Here is a 23,048-nt window from a genome sequence, read left to right on the forward strand (position 1 = left end):
GCCGATCACTCCGGCCCCGTCCGGTTCAAGTGGCCGTAGGCCACCAGCTCCACCGTCATCGCCACCGCGATCGTCTGGACCGCCATCAGGGCGAACAGGACGAACAGCTGTACCGCGCCCGCGAGGACGGGGGACGCGCCGCCCAGGAGCATGCCGACGAAAGCTCCGGGCAGGGTGACCAGGCCCACCGTGCGGGTCTGGTCGAGTCCGGGGAGCAGGGCGTCGGACGCGGAGGGGCGTATGACCTCCAGGCGGGCGTCCCTGGCAAGGAGGCCGAGGGCCAGTCCCGCCTCGAACTCGCCCCTGCGGGAGTGGAGTTCATCCAGGGCGCGGCGCCCGCCGAGCGCCGTCGCGGTCAGTGCGCCGCCGATCAGGATGCCCGTCACGGGGATCATGGCGATGCCGTCCACCGGCAGCAGACCGGCCAGGGCCAGTCCCGCCACCACCGGGACGACCGGGGCCGCGACCGGCAGCGCCGCCCACCACCAGGTGCCGTTGGCGGTGATGCGGCGCCCCGCCGTACGCGCGGCGACGGCGAACATCAGGAGCAGGAAGGCGAGAAGCGCCCCGACGTGGTGGATCACCCAGCCGATCACCAGGGACACCACGCCCAGCTGCACGGTCGCCCGCGCCCCGGCCACGAGGATCTCCCGCGCCCTGCCGTACGAGCCGTCGGGGGAGAGACGGAACACGGCCGCCGCGGCGGCCGCGGCGAGCAGCAGCACGAGGAGCGCCACGCCGAGCGTCGCGTTGACCGGAAGCAGGGCCTGAGCAGCGAGATCGCGCACCCGCCCACCCTAGGCGGCGTGGCGCCGCGTGGATCGGGGCCCGGCGGAACCGGTGATCGGGACTCGTGCGTCCGGGGTCGTCGTGAGCGGGCCCGGTCTGTGAGGATGCGGGAAGAACATGCGATGCCGGACGAGCAAGTAACGCCGGAAGAAAGAAGGGCTGACCTCATGGCGCAGCAGGTACAGGGCGTGGTCGCGCGCGCGAAGGGCGAGCCGGTACGGATCGAGACGATCGTCGTGCCGGACCCGGGGCCCGGGGAAGCCGTGGTGAAGGTGCAGGCCTGCGGGGTCTGTCATACCGACCTGCACTACCGCGAGGGCGGCATCAACGACGACTTCCCCTTCCTCCTCGGCCATGAGGCGGCGGGCATCGTGGAGTCGGTCGGCGACGGCGTCACGGAGGTCGCGCCCGGCGACTACGTGATCCTCAACTGGCGTGCGGTGTGCGGCCAGTGCCGCGCGTGCAAGCGCGGCCGCCCCCAGTACTGCTTCGACACGCACAACGCCAAGCAGAAGATGACCCTCCTGGACGGCACCGAGCTCTCGCCCGCCCTCGGTATCGGTGCCTTCGCGGAGAAGACCCTCGTCGCCGCCGGGCAGTGCACCAAGGTCGACCCGGCCGCCTCGCCCGCCGCCGCGGGTCTCCTCGGCTGCGGAGTCATGGCCGGCATCGGCGCCGCCATCAACACCGGCAACGTGGGCCGCGGCGACTCGGTCGCCGTCATCGGCTGCGGCGGCGTCGGCAACGCGGCGGTCGTGGGCGCGCGGCTCGCCGGAGCCGCGAAGATCATCGCCGTCGACATCGACGACAAGAAGCTGGCGACCGCGAAGAGCCTCGGCGCCACGCACACCGTCAACTCCCGTTCGGCGGACCCGATCGAGGCGGTCCGCGAGCTGACCGACGGCAACGGAGCCGACGTCGTCATCGAGGCGGTCGGCCGCCCGGAGACGTATGAACAGGCCTTCTACGCCCGTGACTTGGCGGGCACGGTCGTCCTGGTCGGCGTGCCGACACCGGAGATGCGCATCGATCTGCCACTGCTCGACGTCTTCGGGCGCGGCGGCGCGCTCAAGTCGAGCTGGTACGGCGACTGCCTGCCCTCCCGCGACTTCCCGATGCTGATCGACCTCTACCAGCAGGGGAGGCTCGACCTGGACGCGTTCGTCACGGAGACGATCGAGCTCGCCGACGTGGAGAAGGCGTTCGAGCGGATGCACCACGGGGATGTCCTGCGTTCGGTGGTGGTCTTCTGATGGCCGCGCGCATCGACCACCTGGTCACCTCGGGCACGTTCTCCCTCGACGGGGGCACCTGGGACGTCGACAACAACGTATGGATCGTGGGGGACGACAGCGAGGTCGTCGTCATCGACGCGGCGCACGACGCGGACGCCATCGCGGCCGTGGTCGGGGAGCGCCGGGTCGTCGCGATCGTGTGCACGCACGCGCACGACGACCACATCGACGCGGCCCCCGCGCTCGCCGCCCGCACCGGCGCGCCGATCCTGCTGCACCCCGCCGACGCGGAGCTCTGGAAGCAGACCCACCCCGACCGCACCCCCGACGGTGAGCTGTCCGACGGACAGGAACTCACCGTGGCGGGCACGGAGTTGAAGGTCCTGCACACCCCGGGCCACTGTCTGGGCGCGGTCAGCCTCTACGCCCCCGCCCTGGGCACGGTCTTCACCGGCGACACGCTCTTCGCGGGCGGTCCCGGAGCGACGGGCCGGTCGTTCAGCGACTTCCCGACGATCGTCGACTCGATCAGGGACCGGCTTCTCACGCTGCCCCCGGAGACGGAGGTGCGGACCGGCCACGGCGACAGCACCAGCGTGGGCGCGGAGGCGCCGCACCTGGCGGAGTGGATCGCCCGCGGTCACTGACCGCGCCGACGACGCCAACTGACATACGTGACCGGGGCTCTGCCCGGTGCATCCGAATGACCCCGCGTGGTTCGCCGCGCGGGGTCATTCGCGTACTGGCCCTGTTCCGCGATCTCCGATAAGTTAGGCAAGGCTTACCTAATGGAGGTTGAAGAATGGGTGTCCGTCACGCCAGCACGACTGTGCCCACTGCAGCGGCACGCGCTCGCTCCCTGCTCACCACCGCGTGGTCCTGCGCGGTGACCACGGAGATCGGCAGGGATGAACTCGTCGGCGCGCACAGCGTCACGCCGGAGGGCATCCTCCTGCTGTCGCCGCCCCCGGACAGCGCGCTGGCCACCGCGATGATCTGCGCGCCGCGCGGTGAACCGTCCACCCTGGTGGAGTTCGCCGACGTCTCCCCGGTGCCGGTCAGGGACCGGATCCGGGCGCGGTTGTGGCTCTCGGGGTCACTCGTACCCGACGGGGAGGGATTCATCTTCGCGCCGACCTGTGCCGTGCTGCACGACGCGACCGGCGGCCGCGTCGGCATCGACCTCGACGAACTCGCCCTGGCCGCCCCCGATCCGCTGGCCGAGGCCGAGGCGCGGCTGCTGACCCATCTCGCCGACGCGCACGAGGACGCCGTCGAGCAGCTCACCCGGCTCGTGTGCGCGGACAGCCTGCACGGCGTGGTCCGCGTACGCCCGCTCGCCATCGACCGCTACGCCCTCACCCTGCGCCTGGAGAAGGCCCGCAGCCAGGCGGACGTCCGGCTCGCCTTCGACGAGCCCGTCGAGGACGTCGCCCAGGTGACCGAACGCATGCACATCCTGCTCACGAAGGCCCGGCACCTGCGCCGCCCCCTACTCCGCCCCACGTCCCCCGATGCCTGAACTCGCCGGCTTCATGGACCGCAGTGCGAGCAGGAGCACCCCGATGTCATCGAGGAAGACCGGGTCCGGCAGCAGATCGGCCGGCAGGACGAGATAGGCGACCGCACCCCAGAACACCCACTGGCGCTCGACCGGAAGCCCCGCCGCGCGCAGCGTGCGGCGCGTGCGGACCAGACGTACGAGCAGCGCGATCGCGACCGCGAGCGTCGCGGCCACCAGCACCGCGGCGGCAACAAGGAGGACCGTGACTTCCGTGCTCATCAGACCCTGACCTCCGTCCTGCGACGTTCTGCGACGTTATGCAATGTTCTGCGACGACCCGCGACGTCCTGTGCGGGCACTCGGCCCAGGCTATGGGTACCCGCAGGACGCCGCGCGAACATACCGTCCCCCCTCATGCCCTCTCATGACGGACTTTCCGCCCTCCGATGAAGGACGATGGAGACCGGCACCACCGCCAGCTCCTCCAACTCCTTTCCGGAAAGGCAGAGATGAGCCAGACGAGCCAGACGCTGATCACGGCAGGGCGGGTTCTGACCGGGCCGAACGGCCGGCACGTCATGGGCGGCGCCGTGCTCACCGAGGGCCAGGACATCGTCGCTGTGGGCACCCGCGCCGAGGTCGAGCCCCTGGCGCGCGGCGTGGCGCAGCGGTATGCACTGCCCGACGCCACGGTGCTGCCCGGCCTCATCGACGCCCATGTCCACCTGGTCTTCGACGCGAGCAAGGACCCCGTCGCGGTCCTGGACGCGCACAGCGACACCACCCTCATGGCGGCCATGGAGGAGCGAGCGCTGCAGTTCCTGCGCAGCGGTGTCACCACCGTGCGCGATCTCGGTGACCGCGGCCGCCTCACCCTGCGGCTGCGCGAGGAGATCGCCGCGTCCCGGGTGCCGGGCCCACGCATCGTCGCCGCCACGACGCCGCTGACCACCAAGGGCGGCCACTGCTGGTTCCTGGGAGGTGAGGTCGAGGGCGAGGGCGAGATCCGCGCCCTGGTCCGGCGGAACGCCGAGCTCGGCGCGGACGTCATCAAGGTCATGGCCACCGGTGGCGGCCTCACCCGGGGCGGCCCCGCCACCTGGCAGAGACAGTTCGACGCCCCGGAGCTGCGCGTCATCGTCCGTGAGGCGCACCGGGCGGGACTGCCGGTCGCCGCCCACGGACACGGCACGGCGGGAATCGTGGCCGCCGTGATGGCGGGCGTCGACACCATCGAGCACTGCACCTGGATGACGCGCAAGGGCTTCGACCTGCGCGAGGACGTCCTGGACACCATCGTCGCCAAGGGCATCCGGATCTGCCCGACCATCAGCCCGAACTGGCGGATGCTGCCGATGTTCTTCGGCGAGGAACGGGCCAAGGCGATGTTCGACCAGGTCCGCACGATGGCGGAGCACGGCGCGCGGCTGATCGCCGGCACGGACGCGGGCGTCCAGCGCGCGGGCTGCGACGGCCTCGCCCAGAGCCTCGGCTTCTATCAGCACCTGGGCATCGAACCGCACCGCATTGTCGACATGGCGACCACGGAGGCCGCCGACGCCCTGGGCATCGCCGACCACGTCGGACGCCTGGCCGGCGGATACCGCGCCGACCTGATCGCGGTGCACGGCGACCCCCTCGCGGACGTCGCGGCCCTCGGGGATGTACGGCTGATCATGGCGAACGGCAAGATGGTGGACCATGAGTGAGAGTGCGTCACGCCCCATACCCCCCGTCCAGGCGCTGATCGTGGTCGACATGCAGACCGCCTTCGTCACGGGCGACACCGCCGTCCCCGAAGCGGCCCGCGTCCTCGACCGGACGACCGACCTGATCACCCGGGCCCGCGCCGCAGGTGCGCTGGTCGTCCAGCTCCAGAACGACGGTGAGCCGGGAGCCGACGACGAACCGGGCACGCCCGGCTGGGAGATCCACCTGCCGGTGGACGCCGACCGGGGCGAGGTCGTCATCCGCAAGACCGTCGACGACGGCTTCGAGGGAACCCCGCTGCGCGAACTCCTCGCCGAGGCGGGCGTGAGCGATCTCGCCATCTGCGGGGTGATGTCCGAGATGTGCGTGTCGGCGACCGCGCGTACGGCCCTCGACCTGGACTTCCGTGTGGTCCTGCCGCACGACGCGCACGCGACGCAGGACATCCCCGCCGCCGCGGGCATCAGCGACATGGTCCCGGCGGCGACGGTGTCCCGGGTGGCCGAATGGGCCCTCGGCGACGAGGTCGAGATCGTCGCGAGGGCCCAGGACGTCGACTTCACCAAGCCGTAGGCCGGCGGGTGGGGATCAGCGGGCGGTGTACGCGCCGTCCACCAGGTGGTAGCTGCCGTGGATGAACGAGGCCCGCTCCGAGAGCAGGAACACGATCAGCTCGGCGACCTCCTCGGAGTGGCCGAGGCGGCCGGCGGGGTGCAGGGAGACAAGGGCGTCGTACGCCTCCTTCTCCATGTTCTGCAGGAGCGGCGTCTCGATGAAGCCGGGGCCGACCGCGTTCACGCGGATGCCCTTCGCGGCGTACTCGGCGGCGGCCGTCTTGGTGAGGCCGACGACGCCGTGCTTGGCGGCGACATAGGCGGGGGAGCCCGCGAAGCCCACCGAACCGAGGATCGAGGCGACGTTCACGACGGCGCCCGCGCCCGCGGCCTCCAGGACCGGGAGTTCATAGCGCATCGAGTAGAAGACGCCGTCGAGGTTCGTGCGTATGACGCGGTTGTAGACATCGATGTCGTACGCGCCCGTCGGCTTGCTCTCCCCGCCGATGCCCGCATTGTTCACGGCGAGGTCGAGCCCGCCGAACGTGTCGACGGCGAACCGCACGGCGGCCTCGACCGACGCGGGCTCGGTGACGTCCACGGCGACCGCGGCGGCCTTGATGCCCTCCGCGAGGAGCTGGGCGGCGGCCTTCTCGGCGCCGTCGGCGTTGTAGTCGGCGATGACGACGTTCGCCCCGCCCGCGCCCAGACGGCGGGCGGTGGCCAGGCCGATGCCGGAGGCGGCGCCCGTGACGAACGCGGTCTTGCCCGCGAACTCGGTGGCGTAGTCGGGGACGGTGGTGACGGGGGTGGTGCTCATGGTGCTCTTCACTTTCCTCATCCGATGTGGGGAGCCGCGAGGGCGGCCTCCCTGGTCAGGACGGCGTAGGCCTGCTCCACATGTGCGGCGAGGTCTTCGTCGTGCTCATGCCCGCCGCGCGCCCAGCTGCGCAGGGCCGCGGTCAGGACTCCGGCGGCGGCGCCGACCACGACAGCCGGGCGCTGGTCCCGGGCGGGGTCGGTGCCGAGCCGGTCGGCGATGATCCGGACGGACTCGTCCTGGGCGTCGACCCGGACGCGTTCGTACGCGGCGAACAGGGCGGGCTCCGTGTCGACGAGCGCGAGCAGCGCCCGCGTCCGGGACCGACGGTGCAGGCCCGGGGACTCCGGGTCGGCGAGCCAGTCCTGCACGGCCGCGCGGTAGGCGGCGAACGGCGGCTCGTCGGCGGGCCGGACGCGCAGGGCCGCGTTGATGCGGTCGCCGTCGGCGCGGGTGAAGTCGAGCGCCGCGGCCTCCTTGCCGCCGAAGTGGCGGCTGAAGGTGCGGCGCGTGACGTCGGCGCGCTCGGCGACGGCCTCCACGGTGACGGCCGCTAGGCCCTGTTCCAGGATCAGGTCGATGGCCGCGTCGGCGAGCGCTTCCCGGGTCTGCCGGGCCTTGCGCTGCCTGCGGTCCTCGCCGCCCCGGTCCGTGGCCGGGGTTCCTGGGCCGGATTCCGTCGCCTTGTTCATGTCTCCGACTGTACACCCGTGATGTCCCAATGGGACACCTGTCCCGACGGGACGCAATCGGAGAGGCGGGGAGGCGGGGCTGGCCGCTACAGCGGCAGCGCGCACACCGCGAGCGGTGCGGCGAACGGCTTGCCCGTCAGGCGCAGCCGGCCGTCGTCCCCGACCTGGAAGACGCTCACCGAGCCCGACTTCTGGTTGGCCGCGAACAACAGTCGCTGGGACGGCGAGAAGGCGAGGTGCCGGGGGAAGTCCCCGCCGACGGGAACCGTGTCGAGCAGCCGCAGCCGGGCGCCGCCCGCTTCGATCGCGTACCGCGTGAGGCTGTTGTGCCCGCGGTTGGCGAGGAAGGCGAAGGTGCCCTCAGACGTGACGAGCAGCTGAGCCGGATAGCTGGTGACCTCGCCCGTGCCGGTGGACTGCGGATCGCCGGGAGTCAGCCGCCCGCTCCCGGGGTCGTACGCGCAGACGACCACGGTGTTGTCGACCTCGTTGGCGAGATAGGCGAAGCGGCCCGACGGGTGGAAGGTGAGGTGGCGCGGCCCGGCGCCCGGCCGCAGCGTGGCGTACGAGACCTGGGTGAGTTTCCCCTTCTTCTCGTCGAGGCGGTAGCTGTAGACGGCGTCGTTGCCCAGGTCGACGGCGAGGATGTGCCCGCCGTCCGGGCTGGTCACGATCTGGTGGGCGTGCGGGCCTTCCTGCCCCGGGCCGGGAGGCGGGCTGGAGTGGGTGGCCAGATCGGTCGACTCGCCCAGCGCGCCGGACTGTTGGACGGGGTGGACGGCCACGCTTCCGGAGCCGTAGTTCGCGCTGAGCAGCCAGCGCCCGCTCGGGTGCACCGACAGATGGCAGGGCCCCGCGCCCCCGGTGCCACGCGAGCCCAGGACCTCGGGACCCGAGGCCGAGAGCGCGATCGCGGACACGGCACCCTGCTCCCGCTCGTTGACGGCGTAGAGCGTCTTGCCCGAGGGGTGGAGGCAGAGGTAGGAGGGATCGGGCACGCCCGTCAGCGTGCCGGTGCCGGTGATCTGTCCCGTCGCCTCGTCGTACGTCGCGAGACCGACGCCGCTGCCGCCGCCGGACTGGGTGGTGTACGTGCCGAGGAAGAGCTGCCGGGTGCGGCGCGGTGGCCGTTCGCGGTGCAGGGCGGACTCGGAGGCGTGCGCGGGTGTGGCGACGGCAGCGGCGGCAGCGGTGGCGGCGACGGCTCCGATGAACCCGCGCCGGCCCCAGCCGTTCGCCTCGGGCCGGCCCTCGGACCCTCCGTCGGACCGGCCGTCGGATCCGCTGTTCGTCCCTGCCGTCATGTCCGCTCCTTGAGTGTGTCGGTAGTGACGTCTGTGGCAGACAGAGTGATGCCCAGATTCCGCACGATCAAGAGGTGCAACCCGAGTTGCGTTCTGTGCAACGAGAGGATGGTGCCGGAGAGAGGGCGCGCGCGGGGCGGACAGGCCCGCGGGCCCCCTCACGCGGATCCTGGCCGACTGATTCACGCCGTTCTTTCCCCCGGCTCTGATCCTCGGTGCGCTCTTCATCGACGCCCCGACCGCTGACCGCGCCGGTCTCGCCCCGCAGTCGCCGACGGCTTCCGCATCGTCCGCCCGAGCGGCGTGATCAGCGCGACCATCGGCAGGATCGCCGCCGTTCGCCCGCCCCTGCGAAGGCTCCGCGTCCCCGTCTTTCTCCGGCGCTGTCAGCGATCCCCTCCAGCTCACCGTCGTCCTGCGCCGGCCCCGGCACGGCGATCCGGGCCACGGACATGCTGTCGCCGAGGCCCTGGACGGAGCGGATCCGGCCCTTCTCGTCGGAGCGGGTCGTCGCGTCAGGTGTCTACGCCCCTCCGGCGCGGCGCACGACCGGTGTCGCGCACAGCGCGTGAAATACGGAGAGTAACTGCGGTAGATGGACCGTGAATATGCGCCGCGGGGTGGCCGGTGATGTCACCCGGAGGTATGAACTGGCCCTGAGCGGGCAAGATGTAGATGCCATTCGCGGTGCCGCCCCAGACCCCGGCGGCGTCGGGCGCCGGCCTCGGGGCCGCGCCGCTCGCGTTGTCGTAACTCTTCGTATGCGGGGTGTAGGGAAAATGGGGGGTGGACCATGGGCACGCCCGACCCGGGCTTTGGGCTGCACCACCGAGTGGTGGACGGATCGATCATTCTGACGTTCCGCGGCGAACTGGACGCCTGGGCGGATCAGGAACTCTCGCCGCGCATAGCGGAGTTACTGGACCGGCCGGACACAGACGTGGTGGTGGACCTGCGGCAGGTGACGTTCCTGGACGCCGGTGGCCTGCGGCTCCTTGTACGCATCAAAGGCAGAACTCTCTCGAAGCAGCGCACCCTGCGGCTGGTCCGCAGCAGTCCGCGCGTCTGGCGGGTCCTGCGCATCACGCGGCTCGACCGCAGCTTCACCGTCCTGGACGTCATGCCCGCCGCTCTGGACACGCCCGAGGGCTGTGAGGGAAACCTGAACAGACCAGCCTAGAAAGGGAGCAAGCGGCAAATCTGATTACATGATTCGCCGAAGTCGCACCCTCTCCGGTCCTGGTCCCGTCACCCTCTCGCGCCCTCGCCCCCGCGCGCTCCCACGCCCCCTGCTGGCCGCGACCGTCCTGCTGCTCGCCCTGCCCGCCGCCCCCGCAGCCGCGGCTTCCGCCCCTCCCGAGCCCCCGTGCACCGCCGGTACCGCCCCCTACCAGCGCGAGCTGGAGCGGGAGCTACGCAGACCGGTCGACGGGGTCCAGTCGCCACAGGACTGCGCGGCGATCCGGCAACTGCAGCGGCGGCTCGGCATCTCGCCCGCCGACGGCAGCGCGTCGCTGCGCACGTACCGGACGATGGTCGCCGACAAGGTGGGGCGTGACCCCGCGGCCCGCCGGGGCTGTCCGTCCCCCGCGTACCGAGTGGTCTGCGTGGATCTGACCCGGCAGATCCTCTGGGTGCAGGTGGGGCAGCGCGTCGTCTTCGCGCCGGTGCCGATGCGCAGCGGCCGGGACGGTCTGGAGACGCGGCGCGGCTGGCACCGGATCTACTGGAAGCACCGGGACCACTTCTCGACGATCTACCAGGTGCCGATGCCGTACGCCCAGTTCTTCAACGGCGGTCAGGCCCTGCACGGCACCAGCCACGACCTCTTCTCCTCCGGCTCCGGCGGCTGCGTGAACCTGACGGTGCGGGACGCGAAGAGGCTCTACGACCTGCTGCGCAAGGGCGACCGGATCTACGTCTGGGGCACGAAGCCCGGCACCGGCGGCTGAGCGACCGTCAGCCGCCCGTACGCGGGCCTCACTCGGGGCTCAGCGCCTGCGGCCCTTCTTGTCCGTGTCGTCCCGCACATTGCTCAGCCGGACGGTGACGCCCTTGGTGGCGTTGTCCTCGGTCAGCCGGTACGGGCCGGTGACAGCGGGGGAGGGCAGGCGGTAGCCGTCCGGTACGGCGGTCTCCTTGAGGTAGTAGGTGCCAAGGCGCAGGTCGCGGAAGTCGCAGTGGCCGTGGCCGTCCGTGGCGCAGCCCTGGCCCTGCCGGGTGTCCGGGTTCGCGCCTGCGGTCTGCAGGCCTGCCGTGCCGTTGGTCTCACGCCACAGCTCGAACACGGCTCCGGCGAGCGGTCGGCCGCTGGTGCGGTCCTTCTTGACGACGTGCAGGGCGCCCAGCTTCTCCGGGGCGGGCTTCTTCTGGTTCTTCGCGGTCACCTTGACGCCCTGGCGCGCATTGGCCTCGGTCACGACCAGCGGGCCGAACGTGGCCGGGGAGGGCAGGTCGTACCCCTTCGGGGCCTTGGTCTCCACCCAGTAGTACGTGCCGAGCGGCACCGCCGCGCGGCACTTGCCCTGGGCGTCCGTGGTGCACGGGGCGTCGACCTGGGTGTCGGGGTTCGCGCCGGAGGTCTGTACGCCGGAGACTCCGTTGGTCTCGCGCCAGAGCTCGAAGACCGCTCCGGACAGCGCCTTCCCGTCCGCCGCGTCCTTCTTGGCGACCTCGACCGTGCCGGTCACCGTCGGCGTGGACCCGCACTCGGGCAGGTCGCCGACGAAGGGGTAGTTGTGGAACTCCTGGCCGCCTCCGCCACTCGCCGAGCTGGTGTGCGTGATCGAACCGGTGGTGAAGAACCGGCCGTTGATGCCCGGCACGCTGACCGTCGTGTCCGACGAGTTCTGGCCGATCAGCACACTGCCCTGGAACTGCCCGGTCCCCTTGATCTCCACGTCCGTCGCGTCGGGGAAGTTCCACAGCAGGCTCTCGCGCAGCTGGTTGAGCGGGTCCGTCGCGTCGTCGATGCCGCCGCTGTACGTGTTGAGCACACGCCGCGTGCCCAGCACGTTGACCAGGACGGTCGCACCGTCCGGAATGTTCGCGAACCGGATGCCCTCCTGCCCGCCACTGGCACTGGCCAGGTCGAAGTCGACGTTGAACACCTGGAGCGCCGATGTGCCGTCCCCGGTGAACAGCGTCTCGCCGCCGCCGTGCTTGGCCGTACCGGTCGCCGTACGCGTGCCGGCTTCCCCGTGCGCGTAGCACTGGCTGGCCGCGTTGAGCTGACCGCGCAGCCCGGCGTACGGTGCCGCCGCGTCCGGGTCCTTGACCACGCGCTGGGCAAGGATCGTGCCGCTCGCCGTACCGGCGTGACGTACGACCCCCGCCTCCGCGAGAAGCCGCTCGCCCGTGGCGATCGTGACGTCGCCCCCGGTGGTGAGCCAGTCGGTGCCGACGTCAGGCGCGACCTTGGAGCCGACGCCCGCCTCGCCGATGTTGTAGATGGCGCTGGCACCGGCCGCCTTGTCCTGGTCGAAATCACCGAGGACGACGACGCGCCCCTCGGCCTCCGCGGCACTCCCGCGCACCCGGAAATCGCCGCCCGCGAAGATGTTGATCGCGTTGTCGCGGAATCTGACCGGGTCATTGGTGACGGGCGGGTACGGGCCCGGCGGGCAGGTGCCCGGTACGCAGGGGCCGAGTCCACCGGGAAGCGGCGCGGCCACGGCTTTGTCGGCAGGTCCGTTCCCGGCCGAGGCGAAAGCGTCCCCCCATGGGAACAGCGGGACGGACGCGGCGGCGAACGCACAGCTCAAGGTGGTCAGCAGGCGTCCGGCACGGTGCGTGCGGAACAGTCCGAGCATGTCGATTACCAGCTCCTCAGGCGATAGGAAAGGCTCCTCGCCCGCAGCTTGCGACACCCTCCCGCCGGGCTTGGCGCGGCACACCCGCGCGCCCCTGGGAGCCGTCGAACTTCCACTCTCACGGCGGCTCGCGGGGAACGCCGGCCCGCTCCGGACCGCCACCGGGACCCGATGGCCGGTTCTGTCTCACCGTTCCGGAAGTTGACCACTGACAGCCACCACTCGGATACGGTTCGCGGGCTGTTTGTCATTTCCCGTGGTGATACGAGGAGTTGCCGAGTGGACCGCAGTTCAGTGATCCGCATACGTACTGTTCTGGCCGCGCTGGGAGTGGCGGCCGCGATGGCGGCCGCACCCACCGCGACGGCGACGGCGGCGGAGCAGAAGCAGCACGCGACGGCGGCCGGGCCGTCCGCGTCGTCGGCGCCGCACGAGCCCTGCACCGGAGAGTTCCACAAGGACGCGCGCCTCGGCCCGAAGTGGCTCCCCAAGAAGTGGCAGCAGCCGGTCGGCCCGCTGCTCAAGGGGTGGAAGCGGACGGGTGGCCTCTCGCCGTTGTCCTTCCTGAAGAAGTACTGGGAAGGCCCGGCCGAATCGGGCGGCTGGAAGTACCCGCCGAACGACGGCTTCGAGACGGTCAACGGCCGGGTCGACAAGCACCCCGAGGTGCTGGCGGAGGGTGAGCTCCTCGACCGCTTCGGATCGGAGTTCGGCTCGTTCCTGGCCCCCGCCGGTGACTCGTACGCCGAGCGCGCGCTACCCCCGCAGAACCTCAACACCCGTGACGCCGCCGTCGCCTGCGACTACCGCGTCTACGAGGTGAGCAAGCCGTTCTCCGTCTGGCAGGGCGGTATCGCCCCCTGGTTCGCGCAGCCCGGCGGCGGCCAGCAGATCAAGCTCGACCCGGTCTTCCTCGACCCGGGCGAGGGGCAGCGTCTGAACGTGAAGTGGCTGCTCGACCACGGCTACCTCGAACCCGCTAACGGCTAGCGCGCCGATGGACATCCGTGGACTGCCCGCCGCACTGCGCGAGGCCGGTGTCGCCGACGGCTACTACTGGATCGAGGGTGTCCACGAACCGGCCCCCACGCCTCCCGACTTCGTCTACCTGCGGAGAACCGGGGACGGCGGGGCGTGGGAGACCGGAACGTACGAACGCGGAACGCATCACCCCCTCGCCCGGCACGCGGACGAGGGGGAGGCCTGCGCGCAGCTGCTGCGCCTGCTGCGGTGAGGCGGGTGGGGCCGTGCGCGCGCCGGTGGTCAGCCCTCGGGGCGCAGCAGGCCGCGCTCGTACGCCTTGGCAAGCCGCTGGGGCACCAGGTAGGCCGAGCCGTCGACGGTGACCGGCACGAGCTGCGGGGTGGTGGCCTTCCACTGGGCTCGGCGGTGGCGGGTGTTGCTGCGGGACATCTTCCGCTTTGGTACGGCCATGGTCCGGGTCCTCTCTCGACGGTGCGACACCGAGGCTATATGAAAATGGATCCCATTACTAATTAAGGCCGGTACTGCTCCGAGCCGATCCGTACCAACCGGACTCAAGGCCGTAGTTGACAGTCCGGAGCGCCCACGAAAGCATCCCGCCGATGGAGATCACCGACTTGACACCGGCGGAGCACCGCGTCTGGCAGGCGTTCACGTTCGGCGAGGGCGTCGACTTCCGCGAGGGCCCCGACGACGACCCCCGGGGCGGTGCCTCCTGGGGGCCCGAGCGGACCGTGCGCGCCGAGGTGCTGCGGGCGCTGCTGCTCAACGGGCCGACGCGGGACGGCGAGATAGCCGGCATGAAGCTGAAGGGGGCACGCATCACCGGGCGGCTCGACCTCATGTACGGAACGGTCGAGCACCCCGTACGACTGCGGTCCTGTCACTTCGAGGAGACGCCGAACCTGTACGGGGCGCAGATGCGCGCCCTGGTCCTGAGCGACTCGGTCCTGCCGGGGCTGAGGGCGGGAACCCTCCGGGTGGAGCTCGTCCTGCGGATCACCTGCTGCCGGATAACGGGCCCCGTGCGGCTCGCGGGCGCCCAGATCGCCGGGGCGTTCTTCGCCAACGGGGCGGAGCTCGGCCCCGCCCCCGACGAGCCGCCCGCCCCGGACCCCGCGGAGGCCGCCGAAGCGGTGCTGCAGCTGAACCACGCGGTGATCGGCACCGACGTATGGGCCGTCGGCCTGGTGGCCCATGGCCAGGTCCGGCTGAACGGCGCCACCGTGGGAGGACTGGTCAACCTCGATGACGCTGAACTGAGCGCCCGCACCCCCGGCGAAGCCGCCCTGCACGCCGAGACCTTGTCGGTCGGCACCGATCTGCGGGCCATGCGGTTGCGCGCCCACGGCACGCTCAACCTGAGCGGCGCCAGGATCCCGCGGCACGTCAATCTCGCCCACGCCCGCCTCTCCCACCCCGGCGGCACGGCCCTGCGCGCCAGCAGCTGCGTCGTCGGCGAGGTGTGGCTGCGGGAAGCCGCCCCGATCCAGGGCACCGTGAACCTGCGCCGCTCCCAGCTCGACCTGCTGCACGTCCCTCCGGAGGTGTGGCCGGGCCAGGTCAAGCTCGACGGCCTCGCCTACCAGCGGCTGGCCCCGCACCTGCCCGCCGAGCAGCGGCTGCCGCTCCTCGAACGCGAGGCGGGCGGCTATCTCCCGCAGGGCTACGAGCAGTTGGCCGCCGCGTACCGCACGGTGGGCGACGAGGCCGCCGCCCGCACCGTGCAGCTGGCCAAGCTCCGCCGCCACCGGCGCACCCTGCCGGCGTACGCGAGGGTGTGGGGTCACCTCCAGGACGTGACGGTGGGCTACGGGTTCCGGCCGATGCGCGCCGCCGGATGGCTGCTCGTCCTGCTGCTCGCCGGTGCGCTCGCCTTCGCTCTGCACCATCCGCGACCGCTGAAGTCCGACGAGGCCCCCGATTTCAATCCCGTCTTCTACACGCTCGACCTGCTCCTCCCGATCATCGGCTTCGGCCAGGAGCCGGCCTTCGCGCCGGACGGCTGGTACCAGTGGCTCTCGTATGTGCTGGTCGCCACGGGCTGGGTGCTCGTCACCACGGTCGCGGCCGGCATCACCCGCTCCCTCAGCCGCCAGTGACGAACATCGCCGACCTGGACACAGACGGGGCCGCGATCGATATCCTCCAGCGAAACGCTCAAACGAACACCTGTTGGGTACGTCGCGAGGGGGCCGGCAGCATGCGGGAGCCGAGGGATGTCAGGCGGCAGCGGATACTCGCCGTCTTGGAGTCGCGTGGCGAGGCGCGGCTGAGTGATCTCGCCGACGATCTCGAGGTCTCGGTGATCACCGTGCGCCGGGACGTCGAAGACCTGGCTCAGGAGGGCAAGTTGCGGCGCGGGCACGGGGTGGCGCGGTCGGTCGGTCCCGTGGAGCACCACGCCGCGCCCGCCGCACCCGTGGCGAGCGGCGGGGCCGTGGCGCTGATGGTGCCGGAGCGCCACACCTATCTGTACGAGACGATGCACGGCGCCCGTGGTGTCCTCGGCGAGGCCGGAATGCGCGTCGCCCTGCATATCGCGCCGCAGGTGGAGGGCGCCGAACGGCCGCTGGTCGAGCGGGTGTTGGCCGACGAGGTGCGGGGTCTGCTCATCGCCCCGCGCTGGCGCACCGAGGCCGAGGAGGAGGCGGACTACGCCTGGCTCGCGGCTTCGGGCGTGCCCACCGTCCTGATGGAGCGGCGGCCACGCGCGGGCAGTGCGCTGCACGCCATGGACTCGGTCTGCACCGACCACTGGTACGGCATCCACCTCGCCGTCGACCACCTCGTCCGGCTCGGTCACCGGCGGATCGTCCTGGCCGCGCGCGACGACAGCCCGACGGCCCGCGCCCTGCGGGTCGCCTTCGCCGACATCGCCGCGTCGCGGCCCGACGTCGAGGACTGGAGCATCATGCTCAGTGCCGAGGGCGCGGGCCCCGGCCGGGCGCGCGAGCCGCTGGACCTCGCGGCGCGGCTCCGTGAGCGCGGGGCGACTGCCGCCGTCCTGCACGGTGACGTCGACGCCCTGATGCTCGTCCAGCAGCTCATGGACCGCGGGGTGCGGGTGCCGCAGGACTGCTCGGTGGTGGCGTACGACGACGTGGTGGCCGCGCTCGGCAGCACTCCGCTGACCGCCGTGTCCCCGCCGAAGCACGAGGTGGGACGGACGGCGGCCGGGCTTCTGCTGCGCAGGCTCGACGAGTTGGCGGGAGCGGGCGCCGGGCCCGCCCAGCGTGTGCAGCTGCTGCCGGAGCTCAAGGTCCGCGGGTCCACCACGAACATCAGGATCGTTTGACCGCTTCAGTTTCTTTTGATCGGTCTATTGACCGGCACCGTTCACGCGATCAGGATTCCCGTGTCCCGAACAAGAACCGCGGGAGGCACCCATGCCTGGTCGACCGAGCCGCCGGTCCCTGCTCGCCGTGACAGCCGCAGTTCCCATGGCAGGTGCGCTCAGCGCCTGTTCGGACAGCACGGGCCGTACGTCGAGCAGCAAGGGCGGCACCACACGCATCACCTTCTGGTCCGCACTGCGCGGAAGCCAGGAAGTGGTCGACGCGTTCAACAAGACCCACGACCGCATCCAGGTCGAGTTCCAGCAGATCCCGTCCGGCGCCATGGGCGGATACGCCAAGCTCAGCAACGCCGCCCGGGCCGGAAACGCCCCGGACGTGGCCACCATCGAATACCCCCAGGTCCCCGGCTTCGCCATCGACGGCGTTCTCCGGGACATCACCTCACTCATCAGCGACCGGCTGCGCGCCAAGCTGCTGCCGCAGGCGCTCGGCCTCACCACCTTCGAGAAGCGGGTCTTCACCGTCCCGCTCGACGTGGAGCCGATGGTGCTGCACTACCGTGCCGACCTGTTCGACCGGTACGGCATCCAAGTCCCGCGCACCTGGGACGAGTTCACCGACGCCGCCCGCACCGTACGGGACAAGGCGGGCGACCGGCGCATCGCGGTCTTCCCCACCGACGGCGGCACCCAGTTCGCCGCGTGGGCGTGGCAGGCGGGCGCCCAGTGGTTCGACACCCGCGACAACGCCTGGAACGTCTCGCTGACGGACCGTCCGACCCGGAAGGTCGCGGCGTACTGGCAGCGGCTCATCGACGACGACCTCCTCTTCGTCAACGCCACCGAGAGCAGGCACTACGACTCGCAGCTCAGTGAGGGCCTGGCCCTCGCCCGGCTCAGCGGAGCCTGGGACGCGGGCTCGCAGATGAACGCGCGACCGGCCCAGAAGGGCCAGTGGGCCATCGCCCCGCTCCCGCAGTGGGACCCCGACGCCCCGGTCGTCGGCACTCACGGCGGCTCCACGTTCGCCGTCACCAAGGACAGCGAACACCCCGAGGCCGCCATGGAGTTCATCGAATGGCAGGTCTCGCACCCCGAGGCCCTGCGCGCCCGCCTCTCCAGCGGCACCAGCAGCCAGTACCCGGCCGTCCCCGACCTGGTCGCCGTGGGCCGCAGGGCCTTCGACCGCTCCTACTACTCGGGCCAGGACATCTACGGCCTCTTCGAGCAGCAGGCCGAGACGATCCGTGACGGCTGGGTCTGGGGCCCGCGGATGACCGCCACCCAGCGGGTGATGCAGGACGGCTTCGCCCGCGCCGGCGGCGGCAAGGGCTCGCTCATCGACGCCGTGCACGCCGCGCACGACGGAACGATGCCGGACCTCAAGGCTCTTGGCCTCTCCATCACCGAGCACAGCACATGATCGGCCCGGCCGCCCCGGCGCGACCGAAACACCCGTACGCCGATGAGTACCCGAGCACCAGCAGAGAGGCAGGTGACCCCCGATGACCACGACCGCGCCCCCGGCCCGCGCCACCCGCACCGCCGACGCTCCCGTCCCCGCCCGCGGCGGCCGCACGCGGGCGCGACGCCGTGAACACATGGCGTGCGGTGTCCTGATGACCCCCTTCCTGGTCCTGCTGGTGACGGTCTTCCTGATTCCCGTCGGCACCGCGGTCTGGCTGAGCTTCTTCAGCGACGACCAGCCGGGCCTCGGCTTCGGCCCGGAACGCACGGTCTTCGTGGGCCTGCGCAGCTACACGGCCGTCCTCACCGACCCGACCTTCCTCGGCAGCCTCGGCCTGGTCGCCCTCTACTGCCTGATCTACATCCCCCTGATGGTGATCGGCGCACTCTCCCTCGCCCTGCTGCTCGACTCGGGCGTCGTACGGCTGCGCGCCTGGGCCCAGTTGGGGCTCTTCCTGCCGCACGCGGTGCCCGGCATCATCGCGGCCCTCATCTGGCTGTACCTCTACACGCCGGGACTCAGCCCGGTCGTCGACGTGCTCTCCAAGGGCGACATCCACATCGACTTCCTCGGGGTGAACACCGTGCTCCCGTCGATCGTGAACATCGCCCTGTGGAGCAACCTCGGCTACAACGTGGTCATCTTCTACGCCGCCCTGCAGGCCGTGCCCCGCGAAGTGATCGAGGCAGCCGTGGTCGATGGCGCCGGAGCGGTGCGCACCGCACTCCAGGTCAAGGCACCCCTGGTGCGCTCCTCGATCGTCATGGTCGCCATGTTCACCCTGATCTGGGCGATGCAGCTGTTCACCGAACCGATGCTGCTCAGCCAGTCGTCCCCGATGATCAACTCGCGCTTCTCGCCCAGCATGTACATCTACGACGCGGCCTTCACCCGCAACAACTACGGCCTCGCCGCCGCTGCCTCGGTGATCCTGCTCCTGTGCACGGTCGCCCTGTCGTACGGCGTCACCCGCTGGACCAACCGCTCCCAGAAGGAGGCCGCACGATGAGCGCCGACACCCTCACCGCGCACCGCCCCCGCCTCCTGGGCCGCACCGTCGTCAACACCGTGGTCGGCATCGCGGTGCTCTACACCCTGCTGCCCGTCCTGTGGCTGGTGCTCGCCGCCTCCAAGAACCGCGACGCGCTGTTCAGCAGCGACTTCTTCTCGCTGGCCGACTTCTCCTTCGTGCGGAACCTGCAGGACCTGTTCACGACGGACGGCGGTCTCTACGGCCGCTGGTACACCAACAGCCTGCTCTACGCCGTCCTGGGCGCCGCGATCAGCGCACTGGTGAGTGTCGCCTGCGGCTACGCCTTCGACAAGTACCGCTTCCCGCACAAGGAGAAGGCCTTCGGCCTGGTGCTCGCGGCGGTGATGGTGCCGCAGACGGTGCTCGCGCTGCCGCTCTACCTGATGGCATCGGCCACGGGCGTCGTCGACACCTTCTGGGCGGTGTTCATCCCGGTCCTCTTCAACCCGTTCGGCGTCTATCTGGGGCGGATCTTCAGCCAGGGATACGTGCCCGACGAGGTTCTCGAAGCCGCCCGGGTGGACGGTGCGGGGGAGCTCACCACCTATGTGCGCGTCTCCCTGCGGATGCTGGGCCCCGGCCTGGTCACGGTGTTCCTCTTCCAGCTCACCGCCATCTGGAACAACTTCTTCCTGCCGATGGTGATGCTTTCGGACGAGAAGCTGTACCCGGTGAGCCTCGGCCTCTACACGTGGAACAGTTCGGCCACCGTCTCGCCCGAGTACTACCCCGTGGTGATCATGGGATCGCTCCTCGCGGTGCTGCCGCTGATCCTCGCCTTCGTGCTGCTGCAGCGCTTCTGGAAGTCGGGTCTCACGGCCGGCTCGGTCAAGTGAGCCGTGTGCACGATGTGGACCATGTGAAAGGGAATGTGTTGATGAACGGCACCCACCGTCCGCGCGCGGCGCTCGCCATGGCCCGGGACGCGGCGCGGGCCGTGCTCGGCCCCGATGCCCTGGCCGCACTCGGCCAGGTCTGCGATCTGGCGCCGGACACCGTCCTGGACGACTTCACCACCGAAGAGGCGCGCTCCGTGCTCCGCGACGTGGAGGTCCTGGTCACCGGCTGGGGCTGTCCGCCGCTGGGCGCCGCCGCGCTCGCGGCGGCGCCCCGGCTGCGGGCCGTCGTCCACACCGCGGGGTCGGTACGCGGCCACATCACCGAGGAGTGCTGGGACCGGGGCATCGAGGTGTCGTCGGCGGCGGCGGCCAACGCCCTGCCCGTCGCCGAGTACACCGTCGCCATGATCCTGCTCAGCGGGAAGCACGTCATGGAGCGGGCGCGGGAGTTCAAGGCCACCCGGCGCCGCGACGCATGGCTCGGCCTGTCGCACGGCGTGGGCAACTACGGCCGAACGGTCGGCATCCTCTCCGCCTCGATGATCGGCCGCCGCGTCATCGAACTCCTCCGCCCGTACGACTTCCAGGTCCTGCTGCACGACCCGTACGTCTCCGACGGGGAGGCCCTGGAGCTCGGGGTACGCCCGGTCGGCATCGGGGAGCTGTTCGCGGACAGCGACGTCGTCAGCGTCCACACCCCGCTGCTGCCCGCCACCCGCGGCCTGGTCGGCCGTGAGCTGATCGCCGCGATGCGCCACGAGGCGGTGCTCATCAACACGGCCCGCGGCGCGGTGCTCGACCAGGACGCCCTCACCGAAGCCGCGCTGGCCGGGCGCGTCCGCGCCGTCCTCGATGTCACCGACCCCGAAGTCCTGCCTTCCGAGCACCCGTTGTGGGAGTGCGACCACGTCATGATCACCCCCCACCTGGCGGGTTCGCAGGGCAACGAGTGGGGGCGCCTCGCCGATCTCGCCGTCACCGAGCTCGGCCGCTGGGCCGCGGGCGACGGTTTCGCCCATGCCGTACGACGCGAAAGGCTGGCCTACCTCGCATGAGCATCCCCGGACCGTCCGGAATACCCGGACTGCCTCAAGACGACCGGGAGTTGAGCCCCCATACCGGTTATACGCGCGAGCACTGGGAGGCCGTCGCCGACGGCCTTCTGAGCGCCGCCTGGAAGTGGGCGACACCCCGCGGCGCCCTGCTCGACCTGCCGGGCCGCCCCTCCGCGTCCGGCGTGCGCTCGGACGGCCTGGAGGGATACGCCCGCACCTTCCTCGCCGCCGCGTTCCGCGTGGCGGGCGCCGAGGGCAAGGACCCGCACGGCTGGCTCGACCGGTACGCGTCGGGGCTCGCCGCGGGCACCCGTACGCCCGGCCGCGACGACGCCGAGTCCTGGCCGGTGATCCTCGACCACCAGGTCCAGGGCCAGCCGATGGTCGAGTCCGCGTCCGTCGCCCTCGGCCTGCGGCTGACCCGCCCCTGGCTGTGGGACCGGCTCGACACCGACGTACAGGACCGGGCGGAGGAGTGGCTGCGCGGAGCGATACGCCATGTCCCCGCACCCAACAACTGGTACCTCTTCCCCTACACCGTGGCCGGGTTCCTGGAGTCGGTGGGGCGCGGTGACGCGGAGACGGCCAGGGTGCGCGAGCGGGCACTCGGGCTTCTGGAGACCTGGTACCGCGGCCAGGGCTGGTACGCCGACGGAGACGGCCGCGCCTTCGACCACTACAACGGCTGGGCACTGCACCTGTACCCGACGCTGGACGCCCAACTGGCCTCTGATAAAGACCAGTTGGCTACCCACGGCGCCCGCCTCCACACACACCTGGAGAGCTTCGGGCTCCTCTTCGGCGCCGACGGCGCCCCGATCCACTTCGGCCGCTCCCTGACCTACCGCTTCGCCGCGGGCGCCTCCGTGGCCCTCGGTGCGCTCACCGGCCACACGCCCCTGACACCCGGTGCCTCGCGACGGCTCCTCAGCGGCTCCCTGCGCTACTTCCTCGACCGCGGCTCCGTCGGCGCCGACGGTCTGCTGAGCCTCGGCTGGCACGGCCCGCACGACGCGACCCTCCAGTCCTACTCCGGTCCCGCCTCGCCGTACTGGGCGTCGAAGGCGTTCGTCGGCCTCCTGGCACCGGCCGGCCACCCGCTGTGGACCGCCACGGAGGAACCCGCCCCCAGCGAGGGCGGCGACACGGTCCTCGCACTGCCCGCACCCGGCCTCCTCGTACAGAGCACCCGCGCCGACGGGATCGTACGGCTGCACAACCACGGCAGTGACCACGCGCGCCCGCACGAGGCCGAGTCGGCGGCCCACGAGGATCCGCTCTACGCCCGCCACGCCTACTCCACACGGACCGGCCCCACGGCACCCGGCAATACCCCGGACAACCACTTCGCGGTGGAGGTGGCGGGAGTCCGCAGCGCCCGCACCCGCATCCAGCCGCTGGGCGCCGGGCAGGGCGACGGCTGGGGCTGGGCCGCGTCCCGGCACACCCCCGCCTTCGTGAGCGGCCCGCCCATGGTGCCGGGGCTGTCCGTGGAGAGCGTCACCGTGGTCAAGGGGCGCCACGAACTGCGCGCGCACCGCGTCGTCGGCGCACCGCCCGGCGCCCGCGTCACGCACACGGGCTGGGCGACGGGCCCCGAGGAGCCCCTGCTCTCCGCGCTCCACCCGTTGCACGGCTGGACGGGCCAGGACGAACTGCGTGCACCCCAGGGCACGGCCTTCACCCGGTGGGCCCGCCTGCCGCGCCTCACGGCCGATGCGCAGGGCACGGCCGTGTACGCGTCCCTGGCCATGCTCACCGCGGCTCCGGAACCCGAGCCGCTGGCGGACGCGGCCACAGTGGTGAACGCGACGGAGGACACCGTGCAGGTGAGGTGGGCGGACGACGGCTCCCTGACCCGGATCACCTTCGCCCCGCCGGCCGTCGAGCACGGCTGATCGTCGGGCACGGCCGATGCGGAGAGCGCGGCCGATGCGGAGGGCGCGGCTGA

The 23,048-nt window shown here is 71.4% G+C and carries 23 protein-coding genes; 16 read left to right on the forward strand and 7 right to left on the reverse strand.

Annotated features, from left to right (window positions below):
- Window positions 1–5 precede the first annotated feature (5 nt).
- Window positions 6–788: an ABC transporter permease gene (locus tag OG302_RS37875; RefSeq protein WP_371530995.1), complete on the reverse strand. Its 783-nt coding sequence runs from the start codon at window positions 786–788 to the stop codon at window positions 6–8.
- A 168-nt stretch (window positions 789–956) separates the two neighbouring features.
- Here OG302_RS37875 and OG302_RS37880 point away from each other — a divergent pair, with 168 nt between their 5' ends.
- The 3 genes from OG302_RS37880 to OG302_RS37890 all read left to right on the forward strand — a co-directional run bounded on the left by OG302_RS37880 (window position 957) and on the right by OG302_RS37890 (window position 3,546).
- A complete protein-coding gene (locus OG302_RS37880) occupies window positions 957–2,042 on the forward strand; it encodes an S-(hydroxymethyl)mycothiol dehydrogenase (protein WP_371530997.1) in 1,086 nt (361 codons plus the stop codon).
- A complete protein-coding gene (locus OG302_RS37885; RefSeq protein WP_371530999.1) occupies window positions 2,042–2,671 on the forward strand; it encodes an MBL fold metallo-hydrolase in 630 nt (209 codons plus the stop codon). Before OG302_RS37880 ends, OG302_RS37885 begins: the two co-directional genes overlap by 1 nt.
- Before the next feature lie 155 nt (window positions 2,672–2,826).
- Window positions 2,827–3,546, forward strand: a complete 720-nt coding sequence (locus OG302_RS37890) for a DUF2470 domain-containing protein (RefSeq protein ID WP_371531001.1) — start codon at window positions 2,827–2,829, stop codon at window positions 3,544–3,546.
- Here OG302_RS37890 and OG302_RS37895 read toward each other — a convergent pair.
- Window positions 3,517–3,807, reverse strand: coding sequence for a DUF1232 domain-containing protein (locus tag OG302_RS37895; RefSeq protein WP_371531003.1), 291 nt, complete (start codon window positions 3,805–3,807; stop codon window positions 3,517–3,519). The genes OG302_RS37890 and OG302_RS37895 overlap by 30 nt on opposite strands.
- Window positions 3,808–4,037: 230 nt before the next feature.
- Here OG302_RS37895 and OG302_RS37900 point away from each other — a divergent pair, with 230 nt between their 5' ends.
- Both OG302_RS37900 and OG302_RS37905 read left to right on the forward strand, forming a co-directional pair.
- Window positions 4,038–5,237, forward strand: coding sequence for an amidohydrolase family protein (locus OG302_RS37900; protein WP_371531005.1), 1,200 nt, complete (start codon window positions 4,038–4,040; stop codon window positions 5,235–5,237).
- On the forward strand, window positions 5,230–5,811 hold the full coding sequence (locus tag OG302_RS37905; RefSeq protein ID WP_371531007.1) for an isochorismatase family protein: 582 nt from the start codon (window positions 5,230–5,232) through the stop codon (window positions 5,809–5,811). Before OG302_RS37900 ends, OG302_RS37905 begins: the two co-directional genes overlap by 8 nt.
- A 15-nt stretch (window positions 5,812–5,826) precedes the next feature.
- Here the strand turns inward: OG302_RS37905 and OG302_RS37910 are convergent, their stop codons facing one another.
- From OG302_RS37910 to OG302_RS37920, 3 genes are all read right to left on the reverse strand, one after another.
- Window positions 5,827–6,612, reverse strand: coding sequence for an SDR family NAD(P)-dependent oxidoreductase (locus OG302_RS37910; RefSeq protein ID WP_371531009.1), 786 nt, complete (start codon window positions 6,610–6,612; stop codon window positions 5,827–5,829).
- Between the two features lie 17 nt (window positions 6,613–6,629).
- Window positions 6,630–7,304, reverse strand: a complete 675-nt coding sequence (locus OG302_RS37915; protein WP_371531011.1) for a TetR/AcrR family transcriptional regulator — start codon at window positions 7,302–7,304, stop codon at window positions 6,630–6,632.
- An 86-nt stretch (window positions 7,305–7,390) separates the two neighbouring features.
- Complete coding sequence (locus OG302_RS37920; RefSeq protein WP_371531013.1) at window positions 7,391–8,608, reverse strand: lactonase family protein; 1,218 nt, start codon at window positions 8,606–8,608, stop codon at window positions 7,391–7,393.
- A 793-nt stretch (window positions 8,609–9,401) separates the two neighbouring features.
- On the opposite strand from OG302_RS37920, the gene OG302_RS37925 reads away from it, so the two are divergent.
- Both OG302_RS37925 and OG302_RS37930 read left to right on the forward strand, forming a co-directional pair.
- Window positions 9,402–9,788 carry an STAS domain-containing protein gene (locus tag OG302_RS37925; protein ID WP_371531015.1) on the forward strand — a complete coding sequence of 129 codons (387 nt, stop codon included), beginning with the start codon at window positions 9,402–9,404 and terminating at the stop codon, window positions 9,786–9,788.
- Between the two features lie 28 nt (window positions 9,789–9,816).
- Complete coding sequence (locus OG302_RS37930; protein WP_371531017.1) at window positions 9,817–10,560, forward strand: L,D-transpeptidase family protein; 744 nt, start codon at window positions 9,817–9,819, stop codon at window positions 10,558–10,560.
- Between the two features lie 39 nt (window positions 10,561–10,599).
- On the opposite strand, the gene OG302_RS37935 is transcribed toward OG302_RS37930, so the two are convergent.
- Complete coding sequence (locus OG302_RS37935) at window positions 10,600–12,420, reverse strand: choice-of-anchor A family protein (protein WP_371531019.1); 1,821 nt, start codon at window positions 12,418–12,420, stop codon at window positions 10,600–10,602.
- Window positions 12,421–12,714: 294 nt separating this feature from the next.
- On the opposite strand from OG302_RS37935, the gene OG302_RS37940 reads away from it, so the two are divergent.
- Entirely contained in the window at window positions 12,715–13,410 is a 696-nt protein-coding gene (locus OG302_RS37940; protein WP_371750356.1) for a TNT domain-containing protein, read from the forward strand.
- A 7-nt stretch (window positions 13,411–13,417) separates the two neighbouring features.
- The gene (locus tag OG302_RS37945) at window positions 13,418–13,654 is read left to right on the forward strand and encodes a hypothetical protein (protein WP_371531021.1); all 237 of its coding nucleotides are present in this window, start codon (window positions 13,418–13,420) and stop codon (window positions 13,652–13,654) included.
- Window positions 13,655–13,683: 29 nt separating this feature from the next.
- Here OG302_RS37945 and rpmF read toward each other — a convergent pair whose 3' ends face one another.
- Window positions 13,684–13,854, reverse strand: coding sequence for a 50S ribosomal protein L32 (gene rpmF / locus OG302_RS37950; protein WP_160503106.1), 171 nt, complete (start codon window positions 13,852–13,854; stop codon window positions 13,684–13,686).
- 152 nt (window positions 13,855–14,006) lie between these two features.
- Between rpmF and OG302_RS37955 the strand changes: the two genes are divergently transcribed.
- From OG302_RS37955 to OG302_RS37985, 7 genes are all read left to right on the forward strand, one after another.
- On the forward strand, window positions 14,007–15,506 hold the full coding sequence (locus OG302_RS37955) for a membrane-associated oxidoreductase (RefSeq protein WP_371531023.1): 1,500 nt from the start codon (window positions 14,007–14,009) through the stop codon (window positions 15,504–15,506).
- 101 nt (window positions 15,507–15,607) lie between these two features.
- Window positions 15,608–16,702, forward strand: coding sequence for a substrate-binding domain-containing protein (locus tag OG302_RS37960; RefSeq protein WP_371531025.1), 1,095 nt, complete (start codon window positions 15,608–15,610; stop codon window positions 16,700–16,702).
- A 91-nt stretch (window positions 16,703–16,793) separates the two neighbouring features.
- Window positions 16,794–18,125, forward strand: coding sequence for an ABC transporter substrate-binding protein (locus tag OG302_RS37965; RefSeq protein WP_371531027.1), 1,332 nt, complete (start codon window positions 16,794–16,796; stop codon window positions 18,123–18,125).
- Between the two features lie 82 nt (window positions 18,126–18,207).
- Window positions 18,208–19,179 carry a carbohydrate ABC transporter permease gene (locus OG302_RS37970; RefSeq protein ID WP_371531029.1) on the forward strand — a complete coding sequence of 324 codons (972 nt, stop codon included), beginning with the start codon at window positions 18,208–18,210 and terminating at the stop codon, window positions 19,177–19,179.
- The gene (locus OG302_RS37975; protein ID WP_371531031.1) at window positions 19,176–20,039 is read left to right on the forward strand and encodes a carbohydrate ABC transporter permease; all 864 of its coding nucleotides are present in this window, start codon (window positions 19,176–19,178) and stop codon (window positions 20,037–20,039) included. The genes OG302_RS37970 and OG302_RS37975 overlap by 4 nt, the downstream gene beginning before the upstream one ends.
- 41 nt (window positions 20,040–20,080) lie before the next feature.
- Window positions 20,081–21,097, forward strand: coding sequence for a hydroxyacid dehydrogenase (locus OG302_RS37980; RefSeq protein WP_371531033.1), 1,017 nt, complete (start codon window positions 20,081–20,083; stop codon window positions 21,095–21,097).
- Window positions 21,094–22,995 carry a DUF2264 domain-containing protein gene (locus OG302_RS37985; protein WP_371531035.1) on the forward strand — a complete coding sequence of 634 codons (1,902 nt, stop codon included), beginning with the start codon at window positions 21,094–21,096 and terminating at the stop codon, window positions 22,993–22,995. Before OG302_RS37980 ends, OG302_RS37985 begins: the two co-directional genes overlap by 4 nt.
- The last annotated feature ends 53 nt before the right edge of the window (window positions 22,996–23,048 follow it).

The sequence above is a fragment of the Streptomyces sp. NBC_01283 genome, assembly GCF_041435335.1.
Taxonomy (GTDB): Bacteria; Actinomycetota; Actinomycetes; order Streptomycetales; family Streptomycetaceae; genus Streptomyces.

Excerpts from the sequence above, each read along its gene's own strand:
- OG302_RS37980 (WP_371531033.1), top strand. The coding sequence starts at position 20,081 with ATGAACGGCACCCACCGTCCGCGCGCGGCGCTCGCCATGGCCCGGGAC.
- OG302_RS37905 (WP_371531007.1), top strand. The coding sequence starts at position 5,230 with ATGAGTGAGAGTGCGTCACGCCCCATACCCCCCGTCCAGGCGCTGATC.
- OG302_RS37985 (WP_371531035.1), top strand. The coding sequence starts at position 21,094 with ATGAGCATCCCCGGACCGTCCGGAATACCCGGACTGCCTCAAGACGAC.
- OG302_RS37925 (WP_371531015.1), top strand. The coding sequence starts at position 9,402 with ATGGGCACGCCCGACCCGGGCTTTGGGCTGCACCACCGAGTGGTGGAC.
- OG302_RS37945 (WP_371531021.1), top strand. The coding sequence starts at position 13,418 with ATGGACATCCGTGGACTGCCCGCCGCACTGCGCGAGGCCGGTGTCGCC.
- OG302_RS37920 (WP_371531013.1), bottom strand. The coding sequence starts at position 8,608 with ATGACGGCAGGGACGAACAGCGGATCCGACGGCCGGTCCGACGGAGGG.
- OG302_RS37975 (WP_371531031.1), top strand. The coding sequence starts at position 19,176 with ATGAGCGCCGACACCCTCACCGCGCACCGCCCCCGCCTCCTGGGCCGC.
- OG302_RS37935 (WP_371531019.1), bottom strand. The coding sequence starts at position 12,420 with ATGCTCGGACTGTTCCGCACGCACCGTGCCGGACGCCTGCTGACCACC.
- OG302_RS37915 (WP_371531011.1), bottom strand. The coding sequence starts at position 7,304 with ATGAACAAGGCGACGGAATCCGGCCCAGGAACCCCGGCCACGGACCGG.
- OG302_RS37970 (WP_371531029.1), top strand. The coding sequence starts at position 18,208 with ATGACCACGACCGCGCCCCCGGCCCGCGCCACCCGCACCGCCGACGCT.
- OG302_RS37965 (WP_371531027.1), top strand. The coding sequence starts at position 16,794 with ATGCCTGGTCGACCGAGCCGCCGGTCCCTGCTCGCCGTGACAGCCGCA.
- OG302_RS37880 (WP_371530997.1), top strand. The coding sequence starts at position 957 with ATGGCGCAGCAGGTACAGGGCGTGGTCGCGCGCGCGAAGGGCGAGCCG.
- OG302_RS37900 (WP_371531005.1), top strand. The coding sequence starts at position 4,038 with ATGAGCCAGACGAGCCAGACGCTGATCACGGCAGGGCGGGTTCTGACC.
- OG302_RS37885 (WP_371530999.1), top strand. The coding sequence starts at position 2,042 with ATGGCCGCGCGCATCGACCACCTGGTCACCTCGGGCACGTTCTCCCTC.
- OG302_RS37955 (WP_371531023.1), top strand. The coding sequence starts at position 14,007 with ATGGAGATCACCGACTTGACACCGGCGGAGCACCGCGTCTGGCAGGCG.
- OG302_RS37930 (WP_371531017.1), top strand. The coding sequence starts at position 9,817 with ATGATTCGCCGAAGTCGCACCCTCTCCGGTCCTGGTCCCGTCACCCTC.
- OG302_RS37960 (WP_371531025.1), top strand. The coding sequence starts at position 15,608 with ATGCGGGAGCCGAGGGATGTCAGGCGGCAGCGGATACTCGCCGTCTTG.
- OG302_RS37895 (WP_371531003.1), bottom strand. The coding sequence starts at position 3,807 with ATGAGCACGGAAGTCACGGTCCTCCTTGTTGCCGCCGCGGTGCTGGTG.
- OG302_RS37890 (WP_371531001.1), top strand. The coding sequence starts at position 2,827 with ATGGGTGTCCGTCACGCCAGCACGACTGTGCCCACTGCAGCGGCACGC.
- OG302_RS37910 (WP_371531009.1), bottom strand. The coding sequence starts at position 6,612 with ATGAGCACCACCCCCGTCACCACCGTCCCCGACTACGCCACCGAGTTC.
- rpmF (WP_160503106.1), bottom strand. The coding sequence starts at position 13,854 with ATGGCCGTACCAAAGCGGAAGATGTCCCGCAGCAACACCCGCCACCGC.